The organism is Streptomyces sp. NPDC006529, from assembly GCF_040611795.1.
In the GTDB taxonomy this organism is placed as follows: domain Bacteria; phylum Actinomycetota; class Actinomycetes; order Streptomycetales; family Streptomycetaceae; genus Streptomyces.
Genome location: NZ_JBEXPB010000016.1, coordinates 62,960 through 83,941, shown reverse-complemented (window position 1 = coordinate 83,941; position 20,982 = coordinate 62,960). Strand labels below are relative to the sequence as shown.

Here is a 20,982-nt window from a genome sequence, read left to right as displayed (position 1 = left end):
CCTGGAGGCATGAGCACCGCCCCCGCCTCCGGCCCGCAGTCACCCCAGCCCGCCGGGACCAGGCCGAAGCCGAAGCTGGACTTCGACGATCCGCTGGACCGGCAGTCCCCGGACGACACGGACCGGGGCTGGGGCGACCGGCCGCCCGCCGCGGACAGCGCGGCCGATCTGGCCCGCTTCCTCGACGAGAAGCCGCCGCACCACATCTGATCCCGGCGCGGAGCGGGGACGCGGATCAGGCCGAGGCGTGCCGCCCCGGGCCGCTCTGCCCACCCTGCCCGTCCAGGCCGCCGTGCCCGACCGGGCCGCCGTGCCCGACCGGGCCGCCGTGGCCGGCCGAGCTGCCGTTGCGCTGGGAGACGAGGGCGTCGCGGATCTCCTTGAGCACCACCAGCTCGGTGATCTCCATGGTCTCCTGGACGCCTTCCTTGGCCTTGCGCCGCTGCTCCTGCTTGGCGAGGTACTTCGACATCGGCAGCACCATCAGGAAGTAGACGACCGCTGCGGTGATCACGAAGCTGAGCGTCGCGTTCAGCACCGTGCCCCACATGATCGGGATGCCGGAGACGACGTCGCCGGACGCGTTCGTCGCGCAGGGGCTCTTCAGGCAGGACGAGTACCTGTCCAGGTCCTTCGTGCCGATCGCGCCCACCAGCGGGCTGATGATCCCCTTGACCACCGAGTTCACGATGTTCGTGAACGCCGCGCCGATGACCACGGCCACCGCGAGGTCGACCACGTTGCCGCGCATCAGGAAGGCCTTGAAGCCCGCCAGCACACCGGTCTTCTTCTCGCTCACCACTGCATCTCATTTCGCTCGTAACAAACTCGGAGTCAACGGTTCCGAAAACTACGGCAGTCCGGGCCCGGCGTGTCCAATCGGCGGACACCTCCAGGTGACTTGACCGCGCGTGCGTGCGAGCACGAGTCAGCACAACGTCACCGCCAGCCGCGCCACGGTGCCCGCTCCCACGAGAGCCCGTGCGGTGTCCCGGGGAACGGACAGGACCACCAGTGCCCCGCCGTCCCCGACACCCTTGTCCGGAGTCGGCACTTCGGCAACCCGGGCCGCCTCCGCCAGCACCCGCGGCGGGCCGTCCCGCTCCGCCGCCACCACGTCCACCCGGTCCCCGGGCCGCAGCAGCCGGACGGTCGCGCCGTCCGCGATCCGCACCGGCGCCGACACCAGCGCGACGGGCGGCGCCTTCCGGACGGCCGCCGTCACCGGTGGCGGCTGCGGTGGCGGCGCGCCCCGCGAAGCCTGCGCCTCGCTGCCCGCGGTGGCCGCCAGCGCGGCCGCCGCGACCGCCAGCCCCGCGCCCACCACCCGGCGCCTGCGCCGCACGGCCCGGCGGAGCCGGTCCCCGCTCCGGCCCACGCGCAGCGGCGCGAAGTCCGGCACCGCGTGCACGGGCCCGCAGGGGACGGGGGAGGGGCGAGCGGAGGCGGAGCGCTCGCAAGCGGCCTGCGACGCGGCGGCCGAGGCGGAGCGCTCGCAAGCGGCCTGCGACGCGGCGGCCGAGGCGGCGCGCACCGGGTCCCACGTGGCGCGCACCGGGTCGGAAGAGGCGCGCACGGAAGTGGCGCGCGCGGAGGAAGCGGAGGAAGCGGAGGAAGCGGAGGAAGAGGGACGGGACATGTCGACCACGGCCTTCGGTCAGTGAACCCCGGGCGCCCTGCCCGGACTTCCCTCACGATGCCGCGCCCCGCCGGATCCCGCTCCGGCCTGTGGGCGGTCCCCAGGTTGTGGACAACCCCGTCACCCACACGAGCGAGACGGCGCCGGACCCCGGCCTCGGAACCCCGATCGCCCCCGCCCGACCGATGAGTTCCGCGGCCGCCCGCGGTCCTACCAGTGACCGCTCGCCCCGCCCCGCCCGCAGCCGCGCCTCGCGGCCGCCGACCCCAGCGAAGGACCCCGCCATGACCAGCACCCGCACCGACCACGGCCCCCGGTCCCACACCCTCCGGGTGGCGGACGCCCGCCTGCACTACGAAGTGCGCGGCGCCGGGCCGCTGCTCCTGCTCCTGGGGGCTCCCATGGACGCCGCGGCCTTCGCCGCGCCCGCCGACGTACTCGCCGCCGACCACACCGTCGTCACCCTCGACCCCCGCGGCATCTCCGACAGCGTCCTCGACGACCCCCGCCAGGACTCCACCCCGGAGCTGCGGGCCGACGACGTGGCCGCCGTCCTGGACGCGCTGGGCGCCGACAGCGCCGACGTGTTCGGCAGCAGCGGCGGCGCCGTCACCGGCCTCGCGCTCCTCGCCCGCCACCCCGGGCGGGTACGGACCCTGGTCGCGCACGAGCCGCCCCTGCTGGAGCTGCTCCCGGACGCCGCCGAACGCCGTGCCGAGGCCGAGGAGGTCATCGAGGTCTTCCACCGCGAGGGCGTGGGCGCGGCCTTCGGCCGGTTCCTCGCCATGGCGGGCATCGCCACCCCGGCGGCCCCCGGCGCCGGGCAGCCGCCGCAGAGCCCCGCGGCCCCGGACGCGGACCAGTTGCCGCGGACCGCGGCCCCGGACGCGGAGGAGCCGCCCCGGACCGCGGCCCCCGACGACCAGCCGCCCCGGGCGCACGCCCCCGCCGACCCCTCGGCGCCGTCCTTCGCGCCCTCGGCCCGGGACCTGGCCAACAGCGCCCGCTTCTTCGACCACGAGCTGCGTGCCACCATCGCCCACCGGCCCGACGTCGCCGCCCTGGCCGCGGGCCCCGGCCGCCTCGTCGTCGGCGTCGGCGCGGACTCGCGGGGCCAGCTGGCGCACCGTACGGCCGTCGCCCTGGCCGACCGCCTCGGCGCGGCCCCGGTCGAGTTCCCGGGGGACCACGGCGGGTTCCTCTCCCACCCGCAGGAGTTCGCGGTCCGGCTGCGCGAGGCGCTCCGGCAGGGATGACCGCCGACCCCGCGCCCGCACCAACGACCGGGGCCGGCGGGCGGCAGCGCTACGGGAGCTCGATCCCCAGGTCCCAGCCGTCGTGGGCGTGGGTGCACAGGCAGTCGCGGGACGAAGTCCCGGGGAGGGCGGCGACCGCGTCGAAGAGGACCTCGCGCAGGCGGCCGACGTTCTCCCCGAACACCCGCAGGACCTCCGTGTGGGAGACCCCCTCGCCCGTCTCGGCCCCCGCGTCCAGGTCCGTGACCAGGGCGATCGAGGCGTAGCAGAGGCCCAGCTCGCGGGCGAGGACGGCCTCGGGGTGGCCCGTCATGCCGACCACGGACCAGCCCGCCGCCGCGTGCCAGCGGGATTCGGCGCGGGTCGAGAAGCGGGGGCCCTCTATGACGACCATGGTGCCGCCGTCCACCGGCTCCCAGTCGCGGCCGCGCGCCGCGGCCAGGGCGGCGGCGCGGCCCACCGGGCAGTAGGGGTCGGCGAAGGTGGTGTGCACGACGTTCGGGACAGCCCCTCCTGGCAGAGGCTCGCCGTCGAAGTAGGTCTGGGCGCGGGACTTCGTACGGTCGACCAGCTGGTCCGGGACGAGCAGGGTGCCCGGGCCGTACTCGGGGCGCAGGCCGCCCACCGCGCAGGGGCCGAGGATCTGGCGGACGCCGACCGAGCGCAGGGCCCACAGGTTGGCCCGGTAATTGATCTTGTGCGGCGGGACCTTGTGGCCGCGGCCGTGCCGGGGCAAGAACGCGACCTGGCGGCCGGCCAGCTCACCGAGGAAGAGGGAGTCGCTGGGCTTGCCGTACGGGGTGTCCACCTCGACCTCGGACACGTCCTCCAGGAAGGAGTAGAAGCCCGAGCCGCCGATGACACCGATCTCTGCGTTCGCCATGCGGACCACCCTAATGGGGGCCCGCCGGGAGCCCGCCGAGCGGGCGCGCGAAAGACCCCGCTGCCGGTGGGGACCGGTGCGGGGTCTGCGCGAGGAACGCGGAGCGTCAGGCGGCCGAGGTGGCGCCGCTGCTCGAGGAACCGCTCGACGACGAGGACGACGACGAAGTGGACGACGAGGACGACGTCGACGCGGCGGCCGCCGGGGCGGACGCGGTCGTCGTCGACGCGGGCTTGGTGGCCGGCGTGCTGCTCGACGAGGAGCCGCGGCTGTCGTTCCGGTAGAAACCGGAGCCCTTGAAGACGATGCCGACCGCGGAGAACACCTTCTTCAGGCGTCCGTCACAGCTCGGGCACACGGTCAGTGCGTCATCGGTGAACTTCTGCACGGCCTCAAGGCCCTCACCGCACTCGGTGCACTGGTACTGGTAGGTCGGCACGAATTTCCTCCTGGCACTCTCACTCAATGAGTGCTAACGACGTTCCATGGTGACGTATTCCGGCGGATCAGTCCACCGTCACCGGCACGCGGTGACCCACGACACGCTCATTCACCCGCACGGTAGTCGTCGGCGCGGATCCGTTCGACCGGGTCCCGGACCCGTTCGACGAGCGCTGGGCGGGCCGGGGGGACGTCTCGGCGGCCACGTCGGCCGGCTCCTCGGAGGAACCGTTCGACGAGCCGACGACCCGGCTCGCGGCCTTCGGCGCGAGCTTGGAGCGCAGCGCCAGCAGGGTGAGCAGCGCCAGCGCGGTGGCCGCCGCCGGGACCAGGAAGCCGTACGAGGACCCGTGGGCGTCGGTCAGCCGGCCCGCGATGGTGACCGCGGCGGCCTGCCCGAAGGCGACCGCGCCGGTCAGGGCGGTGAAGGCCTCGGTCCGCGAGGCGGCCGGGACCAGCTGTTCGATCATCGTGTAGCCGGTGATCAGGGCCGGGGCGATGCACAGGCCGACGACCAGGCCGAGCGCGCCGAGCAGGAACACGGAGTTCACGGTCCACAGCACCGACGCGGCGGCGGTGAGGCCGACGTAGCCGAGGATCAGGCGGCGGCGCGGGCCGATCTTCCAGGCGATGGTGCCGCAGGCGATGCCCGCGATCATGTTGCCGCCCGCGAAGATGCCGTAGAGCAGGCCGTTCGCACCCGGGTTGCCGATCTCCTCGGAGAAGGCGGCCAGCGAGATCAGCATGCCGCCGAAGACGGCGCCGATGCCGACGAACGCGACGATCAGGACCCGCAGGCCGGGGAAGGACAGGGCCGAGACGTGCTTGGCGTCGCCCGCGAGGCGGGGGACGGGCCGCGGCTGGGTGCCGCGCTGCGCGGCGAACAGCAGGCCGCCGATGAGGGTGAGGCCCGCCTCGGTGAGCAGACCGGCCGAGGGGTGGACGGTGGTGCACAGGAACGTCGCGAGCACCGGGCCGACGACGAAGGTCAGCTCGTCGGTGACGGATTCCCACGCGGCGGCCGTCGACAGCAGCGGCGAGCCTTCGAGCTTGGCGGCCCAGCGGGCCCGGACCATCGGGCCGACCTGCGGCACCGAGGCGCCGGCCGGGACCGCCGCGAGCGCGAGGGCCCACAGCGGGGCGCCCGCCAGCGCGAGCAGGGTGAGGCCGACGACGGACGCGGCGTGCACGATGACGGTGGGGATCAGGACGGCGCTCTGGCCGCGGCGGTCGGCGAGCTTGCCGATCTGCGGGGCGAACAGGGCCATCGAGATGCCGGTGACGGTGGCGACGACGCCCGCGTCACCGAAGGATCCGGTGGTGTGCTGGACGAGCAGGACGATGCCGATGGTCAGCATCGCGAAGGGCTGCCGGGCGGCGAAGCCGGGGATCAGGAAGCTGAGGGCACCGGGGGTGCGCAGGAGCTGACCGTAGCCGGGGCGGGACTTCTTCTCGGTCGTGACCGCGGATGTCACGGCCTTGCCTTTCCGCTGCCTGGTAGAACTCCCCGACTGCGGACGGTGCACCGCCTTGTGAGCGAGTCGCACCCGTACATGTGGGAGCCCCGAGAGCTGTCCTCTTGCGCCGAACCGAGTGATACCTGGGCGCCCACTGCGGAGGGGTGCCACGGCCGCCGAGCGGTCGCGCCAGCTCTGCGTCAGACAGAGTTGGTTCGATATGGTGTGCCTTCATGGTACAGGCTGCACGCCAGCCCCGCCCTGTGATTGCGGCGACATGGCATGTCTTCACCTGCGATTAACGGGAATGTCCCGTTCCGGTACTCCGGTCGCGGCCCGGCAGGCCCGCCCCGGGCCGCCCCGCTACTTCTGCCGCGGCCCCCGCCGCGTGACGGCGGTCGACCCGCCGCCCGTCCCGAGCCAGCCCGCCAGCTTGCCGCCCCGGGCCACCGCCCGCAGCCGGGCCTCGGTGGCGTCCCGCACCGGGTCCGTCGCCACCACCAGCAGCTCGTCCGCGCGCCGCAGCACGGTCGCCGGGAGCGGTACGAAGCTCTTCCCGTCCCGCACCACGAGCGTGACCGCGGCCCCGGCCGGCAGCCGCAGCTCGCTGACCTCGACCCCGGCCATCCGCGAGCCCTCGGGGATCCCGAACGACAGCAGGTGGCCGCGCAGCCGCTCCAGCGGCGCCGATTCGATCCCGAGGTCCGCCGCCCCCGGCGACTGGTCGCCGATCTTGAGGGTGCGCGCCAGCCACGGCAGCGTCGGCCCCTGGACCAGGGTGTAGACGACGACCAGCACGAAGACGATGTTGAAGACCCGGTCGCTGCCCTCGATCCCGGACACCATCGGGATGGTCGCCAGGATGATGGGGACGGCGCCGCGCAGGCCCGCCCAGGACATCAGCGCCTGCTCCTGCCACGGCAGCCGGAAGGGCAGCAGGCTCAGGAAGACCTCCAGGGGCCGCGCCACCATCGTCAGCACCAGGCCGATGATCACGGCGGGCCAGAAGTCGTGCACCAGCTCGTGCGGGGTGACCAGCAGGCCGAGCAGGACGAACATGCCGATCTGGGCGATCCAGCCGAGTCCGTCCGCGAACCCCCGGGTCGCGGGCCAGTGCGGGAGCTTCGCGTTCCCGAGCACCATCGCCGCGAGGTAGACGGCCAGGAAGCCGGACCCGTGGGCCATCGCGCCGGCCGCGTACGCCGTCACGGCGATCGCCATCACGGCGATCGGGTACAGGCCCGAGGCGGGCAGGGCCACGTGCCGCAGGCCGTACGCTCCCAGGAACCCCACGGTCAGGCCGATCGCGACGCCGATGGCGAGTTCCAGCGCGATCTTCCCGAGCAGGACGTACCAGTCGTCCACCGGACCGACCGTCGCGAAGGCCACCACGAGGATCACGACGGGGGCGTCGTTGAAGCCGGACTCCGCTTCCAGTACGCCGGTGATCCGCGCGGGCAGCGGCACCTTGCGCAGGACCGAGAAGACGGCGGCGGCGTCCGTCGAGGAGACGACGGCTCCGATCAGCAGCGCCTGGCGCCACTCCAGCCCCACCAGGTAGTGCGCTCCGGCGGCGGTGACGCCCACGCTGACCGCGACGCCCAGCAGCGACAGCACGATCGCGGCGGGCAGGGCGGGCCGGATCTCTTTCCACTTCGTGCCCAGACCACCCTCGGCAAGGATGACCACGAGGGCCGCGTAGCCGATGACCTGGGTCAGTTCGGCGTTGTCGAAGACGACGTTGCCTATGCCGTCCTGGCCTATCGCTATGCCTATGCCGAGGTAGATGAGCAGACTGGGGAGGCCGCTGCGCGAGGAGAGGCGCACCGCCGCGACGGCGACGAGCAGCACGAGCGAGCAGACCAGCAGGAGCTCATTGAGCTGGTGGACAGTCAGCGGGCGATCCTTCCCTCGGAGCGCCTGCCGGATCGTTGCTCCGGCGGCAAGTACTTCGTTACCTTACCTAATATTTGACGATTTCTTGACGGTCTCCTCCCATTGTGAAGGGGTGATCGTCCCTGCTGCCAGCCGCCGGGACCCCTCGCGGATCACTCCCGGGCGCCCTGCGCCTATGGTTGCTCCAGCACTCCAGGACCACCCTGCCCCGCGAAGGACAGCGATGCCCGCCAACGAACCCGCCCCTTCCGTCAAGAAGAAGGGACGACGCGCCCGTCTGATCGTGCTCGTGCTGGTGCTGGCGCTCGTCGCGGGCCTCGGCTACGGGGCGTACTGGAGCGCGGACACCCTGCGCGGCTCCTACCCGCAGACGACCGGGACCCTCAAGCTCGCCGGCCTCACCGCGCCCGTCGAGGTCAAGCGCGACGCCAAGGGCATCCCCCAGCTGTACGCCGACACCGACCAGGACCTCTTCCGGGCGCAGGGCTTCGTGCACGCGCAGGACCGGTTCTGGGAGATGGACGTGCGCCGCCACATGACCTCCGGCCGCCTCTCCGAGATGTTCGGATCCGGTCAGGTCGAGACCGACGCCTTCCTGCGCACCCTGGGCTGGCGCCAGGTCGCCCAGACCGAGTACGACACCAAGCTCTCACCCGAGACGAAGAAGTACCTCCAGGCCTACGCCGACGGGGTCAACGAGTACCTCAAGGGCAAGTCGGGCAAGGACCTGTCGGTCGAGCACGCGGCTCTGAAGCTCAGCGCCGACTACAAGCCCGAGCAGTGGAGCCCGGTCGACTCCGTGGCCTGGCTCAAGGCGATGGCCTGGGACCTGCGCGGCAACATGCAGGACGAGATCGACCGTTCGCTGATGACCGGCAAGCTCACGCAGGCCCAGATCGACGAGCTGTACCCGCCGTACCCCTTCGACCGGAACAAGCCGGTGATCGAGGGCGGCAAGATCGAGGGCGGCAAGTACGTCGCCCAGGGCGCCGCGGGCTCCCCCTCCGGCAAGGGCGCCGACTCCGGCTCCGCAGCCACCGGATCGAACGCCATCGGATCGAACGCCTCCACCAACACCAGCGCCGTGGACAACACCACCGTCCAGGGCGCCAGCGCGGGCCTGCGCACCCAGCTCACCTCGCTGGCCTCGACCCTGGACCGGATCCCCGCCCTGCTCGGTCCCAACGGCAGCGGCATCGGGTCCAACTCCTGGGTGGTGGCGGGCAAGTACACGACCACCGGCAAGCCGCTGCTCGCCAACGACCCGCACCTTGCCCCGCAGCTGCCCTCGGTCTGGTACCAGATCGGCCTGCACTGCCGGACCGCCTCGGCGTCCTGCCAGTACGACGTCGCCGGGTTCTCCTTCTCCGGCATGCCGGGCGTGGTCATCGGCCACAACGCCGACATCGCCTGGGGCATGACCAACCTCGGCGCCGACGTGAGCGACCTCTACCTGGAGCAGATCAAGCCCGAGGGGTACGTCTACGACGGCAAGGTGCTCCCCTTCACCACCCGTGAAGAGGTCATCAAGGTCGCGGGCGGCACCGCGAAGAAGATCACCGTGCGGACCACGAACAACGGTCCGCTGATCTCCGACCGCAGCGACGAGCTGGGTACGGTCGGCGCCCGCGCCCCGGTCGGCGGCACCGCCCCCGACCGCGGCAACGGCTACGCCGTCGCCCTGCGCTGGACCGCCCTGGACCCGGGCAAGTCGATGGACGCCGTCTTCAAGATGAACCGCGCGAAGGACTGGACGTCCTTCCGCGCCGCGGCCGCCGAGTTCGAGGTCCCCTCGCAGAACCTGATCTACGCCGACAACAAGGGCGCGGCCGGCAACATCGGCTACCAGGCCCCGGGCCGGATCCCGCTGCGCACCACGGGCGACGGCCGGATGCCCGCGCCCGGCTGGGACTCGAAGTACGCCTGGAAGGGCTTCATCGCCCAGGCCGAGCTGCCCTCGGAGTTCAACCCGCAGCGCGGCTACGTCGTCACCGCCAACCAGGCGGTCGTGGAGAGCGGCACCGGCAAGTACCCCTACACGCTGACCACCGACTGGGGCTACGGCGCCCGCAGCCAGCGGATCAACGACCTCATCGAGGCGAAGATCAAGGACAGCGGCAAGATCTCCACCGACGACATGCGCACCCTGCAGATGGACAACAGCAGCGAGATCGCCGCGCTGCTGGCGCCGATGCTCACCAAGATCCGCGTCTCCGACCCGGACGTGCGCTCCGCGCAGAAGCTGCTGGAGGGCTGGAACTACACGCAGGAGCCCGACTCGGCGGCGGCCGCCTACTTCAACGCGGTCTGGCGCAACATCCTGAAGCTGTCCTTCGGCGACAAGATGCCGAAGGAGCTGCGGGTCAAGGACAGCTGCATGAACGTCAAGGGCAACGGCATCGGCCCGGCCGACGACCTCGCCGAGGTGGTCCGCGAATGCGGCGAGCGCGGCCCGGACTCGGCGCAGCCCGACGGCGGGGACCGCTGGTTCGAGGTGGTCCGCAAGCTGGTCAAGGACGAGAAGTCGGCCTGGTGGCAGTCGCCCGCCCTGTACTCGGACAAGGCGACCACCACCCGCGACGAGCTGTTCGCCCGGGCCATGAAGGACGCCCGCTGGGAGCTGACCGCCAAGCTCGGCAAGGACCAGTCCAGCTGGAGCTGGGGCCGGCTGCACCAGCTGACGCTGAAGAACCAGACGATCGGCACCGAGGGCCCCGGCATCATGAAGTGGATCCTCAACCGCGGCCCCTGGAACCTGGGCGGCGGCGAGGCCACGGTCAACGCCACCGGCTGGAACGCCTCCAGCGGCTACGACGTCACCTGGGTCCCCTCGATGCGCATGGTCGTGAACCTCAACGACCTCGACAAGTCCCGGTGGGTCAACCTGACCGGCGCCTCGGGCCACGCCTACGCCGACCACTACACCGACCAGACGGACCTGTGGGCCAAGGGCGAACTGCTGGACTGGGCGTTCGGCAAGGAGGCGGTCGCCAAGGCGACCGTCGAGACCCTGACCCTCAAGCCTTAGCGGTCCTCAAGCCTTAGCGGTCCTCAAGCCCTAGCGGCCCTCACGCCGGGGGCCCGAAGCGGCGCACCCCCGACGGGGTGACGACGGCGTGCACGGGATGGTCGTGCGGTTCCTCCGGGACCCGCGCGACCACCTCTTCGTCGTAGAGGAGGACCACCAGCGCCGGATGGGCGTCCGCGCGCTCCAGCCGGGCGAGCACCCGGTCGTACGAGCCCCCGCCGCGCCCGAGCCGCATCCCGCGCCCGTCCACCGCGAGCCCGGGCAGCAGCACCGCGTCCGCGCCGGTGACCGCCTCCGGGCCCAGCCGCGGACCGGCCGGTTCCAGCAGGGTCAGCTTCCCGGCGCGCTCGCTCCCGGCCAGGCTCCCGGGGCCCTCGTAGGCCGCCCAGTCGAGGTCGTTGTCCGGGAGCAGGACCGGAAGCAGCACGCGGACGCCGCGCTCGCGCAGCGCGTCGAGCAGGTCCCGGGTGCCGGGTTCGGTGCCGACGGAGACGTACGCGGCGACCGTGCCCGCGTCGGCCAGTTCGGGCAGGGCGAGGGCCCGGCGGGCGAGCGCGCGGGCCGACGTACCGACGGAAGCGGCCGGAAGAGCGCGGCGGGCGGCGAGAAGTGAGCGCCGCAACTCCGCTTTGTTGGAACGGTTCTGTACCACAGCTGGCTCGAAAACCCTTCTATTCAGTCATAAAACAGCACAATTTAACCCGGGTTCTCGCAAGGCGGTCCGGGCCAGCGACTATCGTTCTGCCCATGACTCAGTTGCACCCGGTGATCACGAAGGCCGTCATTCCGGCCGCGGGCCTCGGTACTCGCTTCCTCCCGGCGACGAAGGCCACCCCGAAGGAAATGCTCCCGGTAGTGGACAAGCCGGCCATCCAATACGTCGTCGAGGAGGCCGTCGCGGCCGGACTCGACGACGTCCTCATGATCACTGGGCGTAACAAGCGGCCTCTTGAGGACCACTTCGACCGCAACTACGAGCTGGAGTCGGCCCTCATCGCCAAGGGCGACGACGACCGGCTGAAGAAGGTCCAGGAGTCCAGCGACCTGGCCACCATGCACTACGTCCGCCAGGGCGACCCGCGCGGCCTCGGCCACGCCGTGCTCTGCGCCGCCCCGCACGTGGGCGACGAGCCCTTCGCCGTCCTCCTCGGCGACGACCTGATCGACCCGCGCGACCCGCTCCTGCAGACGATGGTCGAACTCCAGCAGCGCACCGGCGGCACCGTCATCGCGCTGATGGAGGTCGACCCCCGGTCCATCCACCTCTACGGCTGCGCCGCCGTGGAGAAGACCGGCGACGACGACGTCGTCCGCATCACCGGCCTGGTCGAGAAGCCGGACGCGGACGAGGCGCCCAGCAACTACGCGATCATCGGACGCTACGTCCTCAGTCCGGCGATCTTCGACATACTGCGGGAGACCGAGCCGGGCCGCGGTGGGGAGATCCAGCTCACCGACGCCCTGCAGAAGCTGGCCGCTGACGAGACCATCGGCGGCCCGGTGCACGGCGTGGTCTTCCGGGGCCGCCGCTACGACACCGGGGACCGCGGGGACTACCTGCGGGCCATCGTCCGCCTCGCCTGCGAGCGCGAGGACCTCGGCCCCGAGTTCCGCACCTGGCTTCACCGTTACGTCACGGAGGAGATGTAGCACCTTGACCAGTCCCGCACCGCAGCATCCTCGGCCCGCGGACGCCCACCAGCGTCTGTGGTCGGTCGACGAGCACCTCGCGGACGTCCTCGCCGCGATCCGGCCGCTGGAGCCGATCGAACTCCAGCTGATGGACGCCCAGGGTTGTGTCCTGGTCGAAGACGTCACGGTGCCCGTCGCCCTCCCGCCCTTCGACAACAGCTCCATGGACGGGTACGCCGTCCGGGTCGCCGACGTCCAGGGCGCGAGCGAGGAGTTCCCCGCGGTGCTGACGGTCATCGGGGACGTCGCGGCGGGCAGCGTGGAGCTGCCCGCCGTCGGCCCCGGCGAGGCCGCCCGGATCATGACCGGCGCCCCGCTGCCTCCGGGCGCGGAGGCCGTCGTACCGGTCGAATGGACCGACGGCGGTACGGGCGGCGGCGCGGCCGCGGGCATGAGCCCGGCCAGCGAGGCCCCCGAGGGCGCCCGCGGCGAGGTCCGGGTGCACCGGGCCGCCGAGGCGCGCGCCCACGTCCGCGCCCGCGGCAGCGACGTCCGGGCGGGCGACCTCGCGCTGCGCGCGGGGACGGTGCTCGGCCCGCCGCAGATCGCCCTGCTCGCCGCCATCGGGCGCGGCACCGTCCGGGTGCGCCCGCGCGCCCGCGTGGTCGTCATGTCCACCGGAAGCGAGCTGGTCCAGCCCGGCGAACCGCTGACCGAGGGCCGGATCTACGACTCCAACAGCTTCTCGCTGGCCGCCGCCGCCCGCGACGCCGGAGCCATCGCCTACCGGGTCGGCGCGGTCGCCGACGACGCCGACACGCTGCGCTCCACCATCGAGGACCAGCTCATCCGGGCCGACCTCCTCGTCACCACGGGCGGCGTCAGCGTCGGCGCGTACGACGTGGTCAAGGAAGCCCTGACGTCCGTGTCGACGGGCTCCGCCGGCGAGGACGGCATCGAGGGCTCCGGCGTCGACGGCTCCGGGGTCGACTTCCGCAAGCTGGCCATGCAGCCCGGCAAGCCGCAGGGCTTCGGCACGATCGGCCCCGACGCGACCCCGCTGCTCGCCCTGCCCGGCAATCCGGTGTCCTCGTACGTCTCCTTCGAACTCTTCGTCCGCCCCGCGATCCGGGCCCTGATGGGCCTGCCCGCGGCGGACCCGCACCGCCCGGTGGTCCGCGCGGTGCTGGAGGCCGGCGAAGCGCTGCGCTCGCCCGCCGGGCGCCGCCAGTTCCTGCGCGGCAAGTACGATCCGGCGAACGGGACGGTCAGCCCGGTCGGCGGATCCGGCTCGCACCTGATCGCGGCGCTCGCGCACGCGGACTCGCTGATGGTGGTGCCGGAGGACGTCACTTCGGTCGAGCCCGGCACCGAGCTGGAAGTGGTCCTGCTCGGCTGAACCCCGCCCGGTGCGGGTAGCGTGTTGCACCACACAGGCCCTTGCGGGGCCCGGACGGGAGCGGCACGCACTTATGAGCACGCAGAGCAGGCTGACGCACATCGACGAGGCCGGCGCGGCCCGCATGGTCGACGTGTCCGAGAAGGACGTCACGACGCGGACGGCGCGCGCGAGCGGCCGGGTGCTCGTCTCGCCCCGGGTGATCGAACTGCTGCGGGGCGAGGGCGTGCCCAAGGGCGACGCCCTCGCCACCGCGCGCATCGCCGGGATCATGGGCGCCAAGCGGACGCCCGACCTGATCCCGCTGTGCCACCCGCTCGCCGTCTCCGGCGTCGAGGTCGACCTGTCGGTGACGGACGACGCCGTGGAGATCCTCGCCACCGTCAGGACGACCGACCGCACGGGCGTCGAGATGGAGGCGCTGACCGCCGTCGCGGTCGCCGGGCTCACCGTGATCGACATGGTCAAGGCCGTCGACAAGGGCGCGGTCATCACCGACGTCCGGGTGGAGGAGAAGACCGGCGGCAAGTCCGGCGACTGGAACCGCGCGTGAACGCCCCGCGCGGCGGCGAGGTCCACAGCCACAGTCACGGGTCCGGGTCGGGTGCCGAGGCCGGTGCCGTTCCCGGCAGCGACGTCCCCGCCGCCGCGGAGGCCTCCGCTCCGCTGCGGGCCCTGGTCGTCACCGCCTCCAACCGCGCCTCCCGGGGCGTGTACGCCGACAAGGGCGGCCCACTGCTCGCCCGGGCCCTCGCCGGTCTCGGCTTCACGGTGGACGGTCCGCGCGTGGTGCCCGACGGCGACCCCGTCGAAGCGGCCCTGCGCGAGGGGGTCGCCGCCGGGTACGACGTCGTCCTCACCACCGGCGGGACCGGGATCTCGCCCACCGACCGGACCCCGGACGCCACCGCGCGGGTCCTGGACTACGAGATCCCCGGCATCCCGCAGGCGATCCGCGCCGAGGGCCTCGCGAAGGTGCCGACCGCGGCGCTGTCCCGCGGGCTGGCGGGGGTCGCCGGGCACACGCTGATCGTCAACCTGCCGGGTTCGACCGGCGGCGTACGGGACGGCCTGGCCGTCCTGGACCGCATCCTGCTCCACGCCGTCGACCAGATCCGGGGCGGCGACCATCCCAGACCCGGGAGCCCGAGCTGAACGGACCCACGTGGCCGGTGGTCCTGTCGGACGGCGACGTCACGCTCCGGCCGATAAGAGTCCGTGACCAGCGTGCCTGGCGCGAGGTCAACCGGCGCAACCGCGACTGGCTGCGGCCGTGGGAGGCGACCATTCCGCCGGCCGCGCCCTGGGGCCCGGTCGTGCACCGGCCGACCTACCGCCAGATGGTCCGCCACCTGCGGGCCGAGGCGAACGCCGGCCGGATGCTGCCCTTCGTCATCGAGTACCAGGGCCGGCTCGTCGGCCAGCTGACGGTCGCCGGGATCACCTGGGGCTCCATGTGCGCCGGTCACGTCGGCTACTGGGTGGACCGGGACGTGGCCGGGCGGGGCGTGATGCCGACGGCGGTCGCGCTGGCGGTGGACCACTGCTTCCGGCAGGTCGGGCTGCACCGCGTCGAGGTCTGCATCCGGCCGGAGAACGGGCCGAGCCGGCGCGTCGTGGAGAAGCTGGGCTTCCGCGAGGAGGGCATGCGGCCGCGCTACCTGCACATCGACGGCGCCTGGCGGGACCACCTCGTCTACGCGCTGACGGCCGAGGAAGTGCGCGAGGGGCTGCTGAGCCGCTGGCGGCGCGAACGGCACGGGCACGCCCCGCCGCAGAAATAAGAGGGACGGGCCGACCGTGCTTTTCGAATAAAAGTTCGAATATCGGCTCCGGGCGAGCCCGCTATCCATAATCTGATCCGGAGAATCACAAAAAAAGTCCGTGATATCAGCCGGATCGTGCGACACACCGGCTCAATTGGCGGATGCCTCCGCCCGTACCCCTCTACGGTGTGGGGTGTGAGCAGCAGCGGCCTCATCTACGCAGTCATCGTCGGGGCCTGGGCCGCCTACTTGGTGCCCATGTGGCTCCGGAGGCAGGACGAGCTGAACGAAGCCCGTCCGACGGAACGCTTCTCCACCGCCATCCGGCTGCTTTCCGGCCGGGCGGGAATGGAGCGCCGTTACGCCAGGGAACTGCGTGAGCGCGGTGACGAGGAGGCGGAACCCAAGCCCCACGCGGACCCGGACGCCGCGACGGAGAAAGTGAATTCCGTCGACGCCGACGCCCGGGTCAATGCCGTGCCCAGAACCAGGGCGGAACCGCGGGGCGCGAGCGCCGAGCGGGCGGACCGCGCCGAGCGCGCCCGGCGCGAACAGCGCCTCCAGGTCCTCGCCCGGCGCCGTCGCACCACCGCGATGCTCTTCCTCGTCTTCACCCTCGGCGCGGTCGTCGCCGCCGTCGGCGGGCTGCGCTACCTCTGGGCCCCGGCCGTCCCCGCCCTCCTGCTGAGCGCGTACATCGTGCACCTGCGCGTGCAGGAGCGGCGGCGGTTCATCTTCACCATGGACCGGCGGCGCGCCGAGATCGCCGCCCGGCGGCTGCGCGAGAACCGCCCGCGGCGCCGCGAGTCCGAGCCCGCCGAGGGCGCCGAGCCCGACCCCGCGCCGCCGGTCTCCCCGCAGGAGGCCGGCCGGCGCGCGCTGGTCGAGCAGACCGACCACGCGGAGTGGGTGGACCAGCAGCGCGAGCGCGAGCGGGGTCCGGCGCGCGGTGACAGCTGGGAGCCGGTGCCGGTCCCGCTGCCGACGTACGTGACGGCTCCCGTCGCCCCCCGGGCCACCGGCCCGGCGGCCCCCGACGCCTGGAGCTCGTCCCGCTCCAGCGCGGCGGAACCGACGGAACCCCGGCTGCGCGCCCAGCAGCCGCACCCGCACTCCGCCGCCGCGCAGGGCCACCACACGGCCGCCCACGCGTCGGTCCCCGACCCGCGCGCGGATCAGAAGCCGTCGCCCCCGACCCCCCGCCGCAGTCGCGACCGCGGCCGCACCCCGCTCTTCGACCAGTACGAGGGCGACGACCGCCCCCGCGCCGCGAACGAGTGACGTGACCTGCGGGACAACGGATTTCCGTGCACCCCGGATGGGATGCTAATGTTTCACACGTCGCAAGGGCCTGTGGCGCAGTCTGGTAGCGCACCTCGTTCGCATCGAGGGGGTCTGGGGTTCAAATCCCCACAGGTCCACAGACGACAGTTCGCGGGTTGCTCCCGGGAACGTCACGAGATCCCGTTCAGCCGGAAGGCTGGGCGGGATCTCGGCGTTTGAGGGGGCGTCAGCCGGGCTGCGGGAGGAACGGCCCCGCGGGGCCCGGGGCTTCGGCCGCCCCGGACCCGGCGCGGGGTCAGGCGTTCAGGGGCTTTGCCATGCAGCGGCTGGATTCGTGGGTGCGGTACAGGCCGAACTTGGTGGGGGCCGGGGTGTAGGACTCCGAGAGGTACAGGGCGATCGCCTCCGGCTGCTGGTCGCCGGTTTCCAGGACCATGCGGGTGCGGCCCGCGGTGCGGGCGTCCGCTTCGAGTTCGGCCAGGATGCGGCGGGCCAGGCCGAGGCCGCGGGCCTCGGGTATGACGTACATCCGCTTCAGCTCGGCGTCGCCGTCCGCGTAGCCCTCGTCGTTCGCGTCCTGGGCGCGCCAGCCGCCGCTCGCGACGGGGGCGCCGTGGGCGTCGTAGGCGAGGAGGTAGCGGCCGTTCGGCGGGGCGAACATGGCCGGGTCGAGGGGCGTGGCGTCGCCGTCGCCCTCGTAGCGCGCCTGGTACTCGAGCTGGACCTGGTCGTTGAGCTTGACCGCGTCCGGGTGGTCGTACGGCACGTCGCGGAGCTGGATCCCGTAAGGCATTCGAACATCGTACGGGCGGCGGCGGGGCCGGTACGCTGGTGGCCGTTTTGTGTGTCGTGGGGGCGCGATGTTTGGAGTCAGGCCTTGATCACTGTGACGTCCGTGAACGTGAACGGCATCCGCGCCGCCGCCAAGAAGGGTTTCGGTGCCTGGCTCGCCGGGTCCGACGCCGACGTGGTCTGCCTCCAGGAGGTCCGGGCCGAGGAGGGGCAGATCCCGGAGGAGGTCCGCCGGCCCGAGGGCTGGCACACGGTCTTCGCGCCGGCCGCGGCCAAGGGGCGGGCCGGGGTCGCGGTGTACACGCGGCGCGCGCCCGAGCGCGTACAGGTCGGTTTCGGGAGCGCGGAGTTCGACGCGGCCGGGCGGTACCTGGAGGTCGACCTGCCCGGGGTGACCGTGGCCAGCCTCTACCTGCCCTCCGGTGAGGCCGGGACCGGGAAGCAGGACGAGAAGTACCGCTTCATGGCGGAGTTCCACACCTACCTCGGCGCGCTCAAGGCGCGCGCCGCCGCCGACGGGCGCGAGGTGCTGGTCTGCGGGGACTGGAACATCTGCCACCGCGAGGAAGACCTGAAGAACTGGAAGACGAACCGGAAGAACGCGGGCTTCCTCCCCGAGGAGCGCGAGTGGCTCGGCACGGTCTACGACGGCGCCGGGTACGTCGACGTGGTGCGCGCGCTCCAGCCCGAGGGCGAGGGGCCGTACTCCTGGTGGTCCTACCGCGGGCGCGCCTTCGACAACGACGCGGGCTGGCGGATCGACCTGCACGTGGCCACGCCCGGACTGGCCGAGCGGGCCGTGAAGGCCTTCGTCGAGCGCGCCGAGACCCACCCCGAGCGGTGGTCCGACCACGCGCCGGTGACCGTCGTCTACGGGGCCGGAGGGCTCTGAGGACTCCGGGGGCCCTGAGGGTCCTGTGAGTCCTGCGGCTGCGCGGCGGGCCGGCCCGGCCGGTCCCGCGCGGCCAGGAGGCGGTCCATGGCCATCGTCAGTTCCGCCTCCACCACGCTCTTGGCCAGCGGGCGCAGCCGCGGCGCCGCCCCCTCGGGCAGGTGGGCCTCCATCAGCTCGGTGAACAGCGCGGCCAGCGCGTCCGCGTGGGCGCGCACCCGGCGGCCCGTCTCCAGGACGGCGGCCAGCGGGATCCCCTCGCGGACCAGGGCCGAGGAGACGTCGAGGAGGTTGCGGCTGACGTGGACGATCTCGTCCCCGTCGGTGGCGAGGTAGCCGAGGTCCAGGGAGGCCGCCAGGTTCTCCGGGGTGACCTCGCCCTCGAAGTAGTCGGCCAGTGCCTGCGGGGTGAGCCGGACCGGGGTCTCCTGCGACCAGCCGATCCCGAGCAGTTCGCCGAGCTGGCCGACGTCGCGGCCGTTCTCGAAGGCGGCCGTCAGCTCCGCGATGCCGCCCAGGGTGTGGCCGCGCTCCAGCAGTGCGGCGATGGTGCGCAGCCGGGCCAGGTGGTGGTCGTCGTACCAGGCGATGCGGCCCTCGCGGCGCGGGGGCGGGAGCAGTTTGCGCTCGCGGTAGAAGCGCAGGGTGCGCACGGTGATGCCGGCCGCCTCGGCCAGCTCCTCCGTGCGGTACTCGCGCACCGGCTCGCTGCGGTCCGCCGGCTCGGCCGGACCTGCCGGGTGTGCCTCTCGCGCCTCTTCGTCCACCACAGCCGCACCCTATGGCGTACCGCCGGTAACTTTCCCTTCGCGCCCCCTACCCATGAGTACGGAGCTGCTCTACGCTCCAACCGTGCCAGTGATTGCTGGCGCGATTGCGGGGTGCAGGCTGTGAGTGAAGCGGAAGCGGAAGCGGAGGCGGCGGGCATGGGCGACGGACACGCGGATGAGCGTGAGCGCGAGCACGTACGGGTGGCGGTGATCGGGTCCGGATTCGGCGGGCTCGGGGCGGCCGTCCGGCTGCGGCGCGAGGGGGTCACGGACTTCGTGGTCCTGGAGCGCGCGGACTCGGTGGGCGGGACCTGGCGCGACAACGACTACCCGGGGTGCGCGTGCGACGTGCCGTCGCACCTCTACTCCTTCTCCTTCGCCCCCAACCCCGACTGGCCGCGCACCTTCTCCGGACAGCGGCACATCCGCGCCTACCTGGAGCACGTCGCCGACACCTTCGGCCTGCGCCCCCACCTGCGGCTGAACACCGAGGTCGAGATGGCGCGCTGGGACGCCGACGAGCTGCGGTGGGACATCGAGACCTCCCGGGGCTCCTTCACCGCCGACGTGGTGGTCTCCGCGACCGGGCCGCTCTCCGACCCCAAGATGCCGGAGATCCCGGGGCTCTCCTCCTTCCCCGGCAAGGTCTTCCACTCCGCGCGCTGGGACCACGAATACGACCTGCGCGGCAAGCGCGTCGCGATGATCGGGACCGGCGCCTCCGCCATCCAGATCGTGCCCGCCATCGCGCCCGACGTGGAGCGGCTCACCCTCTTCCAGCGCACCCCGCCGTGGGTGATGCCGCGCACCGACCGCGCCATCAGCGCCGGGGAGCGCTGGCTGCACCGCCAACTGCCCTTCACCCGGGCCGCGCGCCGCGGACTGCTCTGGGGCATCCGCGAACTGCAGGTCGGCGCCTTCACCAAGCACCCGAACCGCCTCGGCCTGGTCGAGTCCCTGGCCAAGGCGAACATGGCCCGCTCCATCAAGGACCCGGCGCTGCGGGCCAAGCTGACGCCGTCGTACCGCATCGGCTGCAAGCGGATCCTGCTCTCCAGCACGTACTACCCGGCGCTCGCCCGGCCCAACGTGGACCTCGTGGCCTCCGGGCTGAAGGAGGTCCGCGGCTCGGTGCTGGTCGCCGCGGACGGCACCGAGACCGCGGCCGACGCGATCGTCTTCGGTACGGGCTTCCACGTCACGGACATGCCGATCGCCGACCGGGTGGTGGGCGCCGAGGGCCGGACCCTCGCCGAGGAGTGGAAGGACGGGATGCAGTCGCTGCGCGGGGCGACCGCGGCGGGCTTCCCGAACTGGATGACGATCATCGGGCCGAACACCGGGCTCGGGAACAGCTCGATGATCCTGATGATCGAGTCCCAGCTGAACTACATGGCGGACTACGTCCGTCAGCTCGGCCTCCTCACGCCGGGCGGCCGCGGCGGGAGTGCGGGCCGCGAGGGGCGCACCGCGCTCGCCGCGCGCCCCTCGGCCGTGCACGCCTGGAACCGGCGCGTGCAGGACCGGATGAAGCGGACCGTGTGGAACACCGGCGGCTGCACCAGCTGGTACCTCGACGCGAACGGGCGCAACACCACCGTGTGGCCGGGGACGACGGCGGAGTTCCGGCGCGAGACCCGGGGCGTGGACCTCGCCGAGTACGAGGTGCTGCGCGGCCGGGCGGAGGCGCGGGAGCGCACCTCGGCGACCACGGCGACCACGGCGACCACGGCGACGGCGGCGACTGCGGAGACCGCGGCGGCCACGGTGTCGGGGGGCGCCGCGTGAGCGCCCGGCGTCCGCACCACGTCACCACCGGGCCCTACGCGCCCCCGCCCGCGCGCCGC

At 72.8% G+C, this 20,982-nt stretch carries 20 protein-coding genes and 1 tRNA gene; 12 read left to right on the top strand and 9 right to left on the bottom strand.

Annotated features, from left to right (window positions below):
• Positions 1 to 9 precede the first annotated feature (9 nt).
• Positions 10 to 210: a hypothetical protein gene (locus ABZY31_RS14745; protein WP_356409446.1), complete on the top strand. Its 201-nt coding sequence runs from the start codon at positions 10 to 12 to the stop codon at positions 208 to 210.
• 25 nt (positions 211 to 235) lie between these two features.
• On the opposite strand, the gene mscL is transcribed toward ABZY31_RS14745, so the two are convergent.
• Both mscL and ABZY31_RS14735 read right to left on the bottom strand, forming a co-directional pair.
• Positions 236 to 799, bottom strand: a complete 564-nt coding sequence (mscL, locus tag ABZY31_RS14740) for a large conductance mechanosensitive channel protein MscL (protein WP_356409443.1) — start codon at positions 797 to 799, stop codon at positions 236 to 238.
• A 129-nt stretch (positions 800 to 928) separates the two neighbouring features.
• Positions 929 to 1,639, bottom strand: coding sequence for a hypothetical protein (locus ABZY31_RS14735; RefSeq protein ID WP_356409441.1), 711 nt, complete (start codon positions 1,637 to 1,639; stop codon positions 929 to 931).
• Between the two features lie 284 nt (positions 1,640 to 1,923).
• On the opposite strand from ABZY31_RS14735, the gene ABZY31_RS14730 reads away from it, so the two are divergent.
• On the top strand, positions 1,924 to 2,895 hold the full coding sequence (locus tag ABZY31_RS14730) for an alpha/beta fold hydrolase (protein ID WP_356409438.1): 972 nt from the start codon (positions 1,924 to 1,926) through the stop codon (positions 2,893 to 2,895).
• 49 nt (positions 2,896 to 2,944) lie between these two features.
• Here ABZY31_RS14730 and ABZY31_RS14725 read toward each other — a convergent pair whose 3' ends face one another.
• The 4 genes from ABZY31_RS14725 to ABZY31_RS14710 form a co-directional block, all read right to left on the bottom strand.
• Positions 2,945 to 3,778 (bottom strand): S-methyl-5'-thioadenosine phosphorylase, encoded by an 834-nt coding sequence (locus tag ABZY31_RS14725; RefSeq protein ID WP_356409436.1) that lies wholly within the window; start codon positions 3,776 to 3,778, stop codon positions 2,945 to 2,947.
• Between the two features lie 106 nt (positions 3,779 to 3,884).
• A complete protein-coding gene (locus ABZY31_RS14720; RefSeq protein ID WP_356409433.1) occupies positions 3,885 to 4,217 on the bottom strand; it encodes an FmdB family zinc ribbon protein in 333 nt (110 codons plus the stop codon).
• 67 nt (positions 4,218 to 4,284) lie between these two features.
• Positions 4,285 to 5,694 carry an MFS transporter gene (locus ABZY31_RS14715; protein WP_356409430.1) on the bottom strand — a complete coding sequence of 470 codons (1,410 nt, stop codon included), beginning with the start codon at positions 5,692 to 5,694 and terminating at the stop codon, positions 4,285 to 4,287.
• Positions 5,695 to 6,039: 345 nt separating this feature from the next.
• On the bottom strand, positions 6,040 to 7,605 hold the full coding sequence (locus tag ABZY31_RS14710) for a potassium/proton antiporter (protein WP_356409546.1): 1,566 nt from the start codon (positions 7,603 to 7,605) through the stop codon (positions 6,040 to 6,042).
• Between the two features lie 190 nt (positions 7,606 to 7,795).
• Here ABZY31_RS14710 and ABZY31_RS14705 point away from each other — a divergent pair, with 190 nt between their 5' ends.
• The gene (locus ABZY31_RS14705; RefSeq protein ID WP_356409427.1) at positions 7,796 to 10,600 is read left to right on the top strand and encodes a penicillin acylase family protein; all 2,805 of its coding nucleotides are present in this window, start codon (positions 7,796 to 7,798) and stop codon (positions 10,598 to 10,600) included.
• Between the two features lie 40 nt (positions 10,601 to 10,640).
• Here ABZY31_RS14705 and ABZY31_RS14700 read toward each other — a convergent pair whose 3' ends face one another.
• Positions 10,641 to 11,222 carry a 5-formyltetrahydrofolate cyclo-ligase gene (locus ABZY31_RS14700; RefSeq protein ID WP_356409424.1) on the bottom strand — a complete coding sequence of 194 codons (582 nt, stop codon included), beginning with the start codon at positions 11,220 to 11,222 and terminating at the stop codon, positions 10,641 to 10,643.
• Between the two features lie 125 nt (positions 11,223 to 11,347).
• Between ABZY31_RS14700 and galU the strand changes: the two genes are divergently transcribed.
• The 7 genes from galU (at position 11,348) to ABZY31_RS14665 (ending at position 16,818) form a co-directional block, all read left to right on the top strand.
• Positions 11,348 to 12,250: a UTP--glucose-1-phosphate uridylyltransferase GalU gene (gene galU / locus ABZY31_RS14695; protein ID WP_356409421.1), complete on the top strand. Its 903-nt coding sequence runs from the start codon at positions 11,348 to 11,350 to the stop codon at positions 12,248 to 12,250.
• A gap of 4 nt (positions 12,251 to 12,254) precedes the next feature.
• On the top strand, positions 12,255 to 13,631 hold the full coding sequence (glp, locus tag ABZY31_RS14690; RefSeq protein ID WP_356409418.1) for a gephyrin-like molybdotransferase Glp: 1,377 nt from the start codon (positions 12,255 to 12,257) through the stop codon (positions 13,629 to 13,631).
• A gap of 73 nt (positions 13,632 to 13,704) precedes the next feature.
• Entirely contained in the window at positions 13,705 to 14,184 is a 480-nt protein-coding gene (gene moaC, locus ABZY31_RS14685; RefSeq protein WP_356409416.1) for a cyclic pyranopterin monophosphate synthase MoaC, read from the top strand.
• A 113-nt stretch (positions 14,185 to 14,297) separates the two neighbouring features.
• Positions 14,298 to 14,786, top strand: coding sequence for a MogA/MoaB family molybdenum cofactor biosynthesis protein (locus tag ABZY31_RS14680; protein WP_356409543.1), 489 nt, complete (start codon positions 14,298 to 14,300; stop codon positions 14,784 to 14,786).
• Between the two features lie 17 nt (positions 14,787 to 14,803).
• Positions 14,804 to 15,415 (top strand): GNAT family protein, encoded by a 612-nt coding sequence (locus ABZY31_RS14675; RefSeq protein ID WP_356409414.1) that lies wholly within the window; start codon positions 14,804 to 14,806, stop codon positions 15,413 to 15,415.
• Positions 15,416 to 15,592: 177 nt separating this feature from the next.
• The gene (locus ABZY31_RS14670; RefSeq protein ID WP_356409411.1) at positions 15,593 to 16,678 is read left to right on the top strand and encodes a hypothetical protein; all 1,086 of its coding nucleotides are present in this window, start codon (positions 15,593 to 15,595) and stop codon (positions 16,676 to 16,678) included.
• Between the two features lie 66 nt (positions 16,679 to 16,744).
• Positions 16,745 to 16,818, top strand: a tRNA-Ala gene (locus tag ABZY31_RS14665).
• A gap of 158 nt (positions 16,819 to 16,976) precedes the next feature.
• On the opposite strand, the gene ABZY31_RS14660 is transcribed toward ABZY31_RS14665, so the two are convergent.
• The gene (locus ABZY31_RS14660) at positions 16,977 to 17,474 is read right to left on the bottom strand and encodes a GNAT family N-acetyltransferase (RefSeq protein ID WP_356409409.1); all 498 of its coding nucleotides are present in this window, start codon (positions 17,472 to 17,474) and stop codon (positions 16,977 to 16,979) included.
• Positions 17,475 to 17,558: 84 nt separating this feature from the next.
• On the opposite strand from ABZY31_RS14660, the gene ABZY31_RS14655 reads away from it, so the two are divergent.
• The gene (locus ABZY31_RS14655; protein WP_356409406.1) at positions 17,559 to 18,365 is read left to right on the top strand and encodes an exodeoxyribonuclease III; all 807 of its coding nucleotides are present in this window, start codon (positions 17,559 to 17,561) and stop codon (positions 18,363 to 18,365) included.
• Here ABZY31_RS14655 and ABZY31_RS14650 read toward each other — a convergent pair.
• Positions 18,344 to 19,066, bottom strand: coding sequence for a MerR family transcriptional regulator (locus tag ABZY31_RS14650; protein WP_356409540.1), 723 nt, complete (start codon positions 19,064 to 19,066; stop codon positions 18,344 to 18,346). The genes ABZY31_RS14655 and ABZY31_RS14650 overlap by 22 nt on opposite strands.
• A 225-nt stretch (positions 19,067 to 19,291) precedes the next feature.
• Between ABZY31_RS14650 and ABZY31_RS14645 the strand changes: the two genes are divergently transcribed.
• Positions 19,292 to 20,923: an NAD(P)/FAD-dependent oxidoreductase gene (locus tag ABZY31_RS14645; protein ID WP_356409538.1), complete on the top strand. Its 1,632-nt coding sequence runs from the start codon at positions 19,292 to 19,294 to the stop codon at positions 20,921 to 20,923.
• Positions 20,924 to 20,982 lie beyond the last annotated feature (59 nt).

Coding starts and splice junctions, on each gene's coding strand:
- ABZY31_RS14730 (WP_356409438.1), top strand. CDS start 1,924: ATGACCAGCACCCGCACCGACCACGGCCCCCGGTCCCACACCCTCCGG.
- moaC (WP_356409416.1), top strand. CDS start 13,705: ATGAGCACGCAGAGCAGGCTGACGCACATCGACGAGGCCGGCGCGGCC.
- ABZY31_RS14705 (WP_356409427.1), top strand. CDS start 7,796: ATGCCCGCCAACGAACCCGCCCCTTCCGTCAAGAAGAAGGGACGACGC.
- ABZY31_RS14645 (WP_356409538.1), top strand. CDS start 19,292: ATGGGCGACGGACACGCGGATGAGCGTGAGCGCGAGCACGTACGGGTG.
- ABZY31_RS14735 (WP_356409441.1), bottom strand. CDS start 1,639: ATGTCCCGTCCCTCTTCCTCCGCTTCCTCCGCTTCCTCCGCTTCCTCC.
- ABZY31_RS14745 (WP_356409446.1), top strand. CDS start 10: ATGAGCACCGCCCCCGCCTCCGGCCCGCAGTCACCCCAGCCCGCCGGG.
- ABZY31_RS14660 (WP_356409409.1), bottom strand. CDS start 17,474: ATGCCTTACGGGATCCAGCTCCGCGACGTGCCGTACGACCACCCGGAC.
- ABZY31_RS14725 (WP_356409436.1), bottom strand. CDS start 3,778: ATGGCGAACGCAGAGATCGGTGTCATCGGCGGCTCGGGCTTCTACTCC.
- galU (WP_356409421.1), top strand. CDS start 11,348: ATGACTCAGTTGCACCCGGTGATCACGAAGGCCGTCATTCCGGCCGCG.